This window comes from Saccharomonospora halophila 8 (assembly GCF_000383775.1).
Taxonomy (GTDB): Bacteria; Actinomycetota; Actinomycetes; order Mycobacteriales; family Pseudonocardiaceae; genus Saccharomonospora; species Saccharomonospora halophila.
In genome coordinates this window covers 14,415-18,208 of sequence record NZ_KB912585.1, presented here as the reverse complement: position 1 = coordinate 18,208, position 3,794 = coordinate 14,415, and the positions used below count along the sequence as shown (strand labels likewise).

Below are 3,794 nucleotides of genomic sequence, written 5' to 3'. Positions count from 1 at the left end.
GGCGTCCTCGGCCAGCGCGAGCGGTTCCCGCGCCGCCTCCGGCGCGCGGGCGGTGTTGCCCCGCACCTGCCCCACCCCGACGAGCACCGGCACCCGGCTGCCGTCGTCCGGCATCCGCACACTCCAATCAGAGCACGGTCACGATCGGTGCGAACCGTAACACGGGCGAACCGCCCGTTCCGGGCCGACGAGTCGGCGCTCACATCCGTCCGCTTCCCGTGCCCGCGGCGATCGGGACAGACATTCTGCGGGAATCTTTTTTCGCGACATCCTCCGTGGTACACACGTGGGTTCACGTTGACGGGCCACGGCGTGTCCTGGGGGTAGTGATGGCGCGATTCCGTCTGAACGATCCGTTCGGGAGACGGGACCAACCACCGGAGTTCACCGAGACGGAGCAGGCACTGCGCACTGCCCTGCACGACGGCAGGCCCCTGATCCTCGGCGACACCGTTCCGCCCCCCGGACAGGCCGGGCACCTCGTCCGGGCGAGCGCGATCGCCTACCTTCTCCTGGTGGAGGAGGGGGTGCATGCCCGCAGCCGACGGCTCGAACTGCACGGCGCCGAGATCGTCGACGACCTGGACCTGGCCGACTCGGTCCTGCGGTTCCCGGTGGTGTTCGCACACTGCCGGTTCCGCGGGGATCTCGACCTCTCCGACGCGGCGACGGCTCGCGTCGAACTCACCGACTGTGTCGTCCCGCGGGTGGTCGCGCCCCGACTGCGGTGTTCCGGGTCGCTCATGCTGCACGGTGTCCGGGACACGAGCACCGTGAACCTGGAGGACGCCCACATCTCCGGCGGAGTCGAACTCACCGACTGTCACCTCGCGGCCGAGGGGCACGCGCTCAATCTCAGCTCCGCACGGGTGACCGGCGACGTCGCCCTCGCCCGCACCGTGGTCGACGGCGACGAGACGACCACGGTGAACCTCCTCGCGGTGCGGGTCGAGGGCACGCTCGACGTCACCGGATTCCGCTCCCCCGGTGCGTTGTTCCTCGCGGGCGCGGAGGTACAGCAGTTCCTGTGGCTGTCCGGATCCCGCCTGGGCGCGGTCGACGGATCGAGTTCCCGGATCGGCCTCGGCATGTACGCCGAGCAGGCGACCACCGTCAAGGGGTTCGCCTTCCGCGGCGCCCGGGTCGGCGGCGACATCCGCCTCGACGGCGCGGAGCTGCACGCCGAGGCCGGGTGGGGACTGAACCTGTACCGGGCCGACATCTTCGGCACGGTCCGGCTCCGGAACGGGTTCACGTGCCGCGCCCCGATGGGGGTCATCCTCGACCACGCCACCGTCACCGGGGACGTGCGGCTCGACGACGCCGACGTGGACACCGCGGACCACGCCCTCTCCCTGGCCAACGCCACCGTGTCCGGCGGGATCACCGCCAGGTCCCGCACGCACGTCGCCGGACGGATCACGCTGGACAGTGCCCGGGTGGAGGGTGTGTTCCGGATGGAGTCCGCGGAACTCTCGGCGGGTACCGGCACCGTGAGCATCTCGGCCTTCGCGGCGACCGTCCGCGCGGAGTTCGCACTCGTCGGTCGCACCCGGGTCACCGGCCGGATCCGGCTGACCGACTGTCACACCGGCACCCTCCGGTTGACCGGCGGTGTCCTGCTGGGCGACGAGGACGGCGCCGCACTCAACCTCACCGGCAACACGGTCTCCGGCGACCTGGTCCTCGACGGTGTGCACGCACTGGGCCGCATCCGCCTCCGGAACAACACCGTCCAGGGCAGCCACCTGTTGAGCGGTGCCCGCCTGCACGCGCCACGACACGACCAGCAGGGCCGGGGCGTCGCACTCGAGGTGTCGGCCCTGTCGGTCGGCAAGAACCTCCAGATGGCGCGCACGACCGCGGACGGAGCGGTCCGCGTGGCGTACTCCCACGTCGCCCAGTTCCTCACCGTCACCGACTGCGTCCTCTCCGGCGGCCACACCGATCCGACGGACCCACCCTTGTCACTCGACCTCGGTGGCACCACCATCGGACGCCACCTGTTCCTGTCCGGGACCCGCGGCAGCCGCACGGTCAGGCTCGCGGCGACCACCGTGCACGGCGACGTGGACCTCGACGGCACGGTGCTCGACGACCGGAACCTCGCACTCGACGCCGCCGAACTGACCGCCTCCACGCTGTGTTTCCTGCCCGCGCAAGCTCCGACGGGACGCGTGGACCTCTCCCGCGCCCGGTTGGGCACCCTGCGGGACCGGGCGGAGGCGTGGTCGTACGGCCCGAAGTCACTCGACCTGACCGAGTGCGCCTACGACCGCCTCGACGGCGGGATGACCCTGACCCGGCGCCTGGAGTGGGTGCGGGCGGCGACGACCGATCCGTTCATGCCCGGGCCGTACGAGCGACTCGCCGCCGCGTTGTCCGCGACCGGAGAGGAGAGCGAGGCCCGCACCACCCGGCTGACCGCCGTCCGCCGGTCCTACTCGGAACTCACGAACAGGGACCGGCCCGGCGTGTCCCGGGCCCGGCCCGACCCGCACGCCCGGTGGACGTCGCGGATGGTCGGAATCCTGCGCCACCTGGTCGCGCACGGCTACCGGTTCTGGGGCACCCTGCAGGATCTGGTGCTCGGGTACGGGTACCGGCCGCTGCGGGCCGTCGTCCTCTTCCTGCTGGCCTGGTCGTCCGGCGCCGTGGCGTTCGCATGGGGGACGGGCCCGTGCCTGCGGTCCGGCACGGCGGTTCCGGGACCGTGCCCGGTGCGGGTCGACGAGCATCCCACCTGGGACCCGTTCCTCTACGCCCTCGACGTCCTCATCCCCGTCGTGGACCTCGGCCACGCCACGGCCTGGGACGTGCTCGGGTGGTCCAAAGGGATGATGCTGGTGCTCACCGTGGCCGGCTGGGTCCTGGCGACCACGATCATCGCCGCCTTCGGGCGGACGTTGCGCCGCTGGTGACCCGGCGGGGAACGGGTAGCGGCCCCGCCGTGCCGGGAACGGCGGGACCCCGTACCGTTTCACTCCCCCGGGCGCGGGATATCCGGCGGCGGGACACCGCGTCACCGACAGGAAGGACGACAACCATGATCGGGTTCATTGTGGCGGGGCTGATCATCGGCGCGCTGGCGCGTCTGATCAAACCCGGCAAGCAGGACCTCGGAATCCTGGCCACGCTGCTGCTGGGCCTGGTCGGGTCGGTGATCGGCGGTACCGTGGCGAACCTGCTCGGCACCGGCGACATCTTCGAACTGAACGTGCTGGGGTTCATCATCGCGGTGGTCGCGGCGGTGCTGCTGATCGGTGTCGCCGAGTCCCTCATCGGACGCCGGAGGAAAAGCAGCGCCGACCGCTCGTGAACACCCCGCCGACCTCACCCTCGGGTGAGCACCCGTTCCTCGCCCTGCCCGGCCCGCTGCTCCCGCCGGGCCCGGAGTTCGGTGACCACGGCGGGCAGCACCTCGTGGACGTCCCCGATGACCGCGTAGTCCGCCCGGGACACCATCGGTGCCTCCGGATCGGTGTTCACCGCGAGGATCGTGCGCGAGTCCATGCAGCCCACCCAGTGCTGGGTCGCGCCGCTGATGCCGCACGCCAGGTAGAGGTCGCAGGCCACCTTCGTCCCGGTCAGTCCGACCTGGTCGGAGTGCGGCCGCCACCCGTTGTTCGTGGCCACCCGGGAACAGCCGACCGCACCACCCAGCAGGCCCGCCAGCTCCTCCAGCACGGCGTACCCGTCGGCGCCACCGACCCCGCGTCCGCCGGAGACCACCACCGGGGCGGAGGCCAGCGTGACACCGCCCGCGGCGCGCGTGCGCTCCACGACCCGGCCCG

The 3,794-nt window shown here is 71.8% G+C and carries 3 protein-coding genes; 2 read left to right on the top strand and 1 reads right to left on the bottom strand.

Annotated features, from left to right (window positions below):
- The first annotated feature begins 329 nt into the window (after nucleotides 1-329).
- Together SACHA_RS0118095 and SACHA_RS0118090 are read left to right on the top strand one after the other, a co-directional pair.
- Complete coding sequence (locus tag SACHA_RS0118095) at nucleotides 330-2,921, top strand: hypothetical protein (RefSeq protein WP_019812070.1); 2,592 nt, start codon at nucleotides 330-332, stop codon at nucleotides 2,919-2,921.
- 125 nt (nucleotides 2,922-3,046) lie between these two features.
- A complete protein-coding gene (locus tag SACHA_RS0118090) occupies nucleotides 3,047-3,319 on the top strand; it encodes a GlsB/YeaQ/YmgE family stress response membrane protein (RefSeq protein ID WP_019812068.1) in 273 nt (90 codons plus the stop codon).
- 14 nt (nucleotides 3,320-3,333) lie between these two features.
- Here SACHA_RS0118090 and SACHA_RS22950 read toward each other — a convergent pair.
- The coding region (locus SACHA_RS22950) for an electron transfer flavoprotein subunit alpha/FixB family protein (protein ID WP_198010177.1) at nucleotides 3,334-3,794 on the bottom strand (461 nt) is incomplete at its 5' end.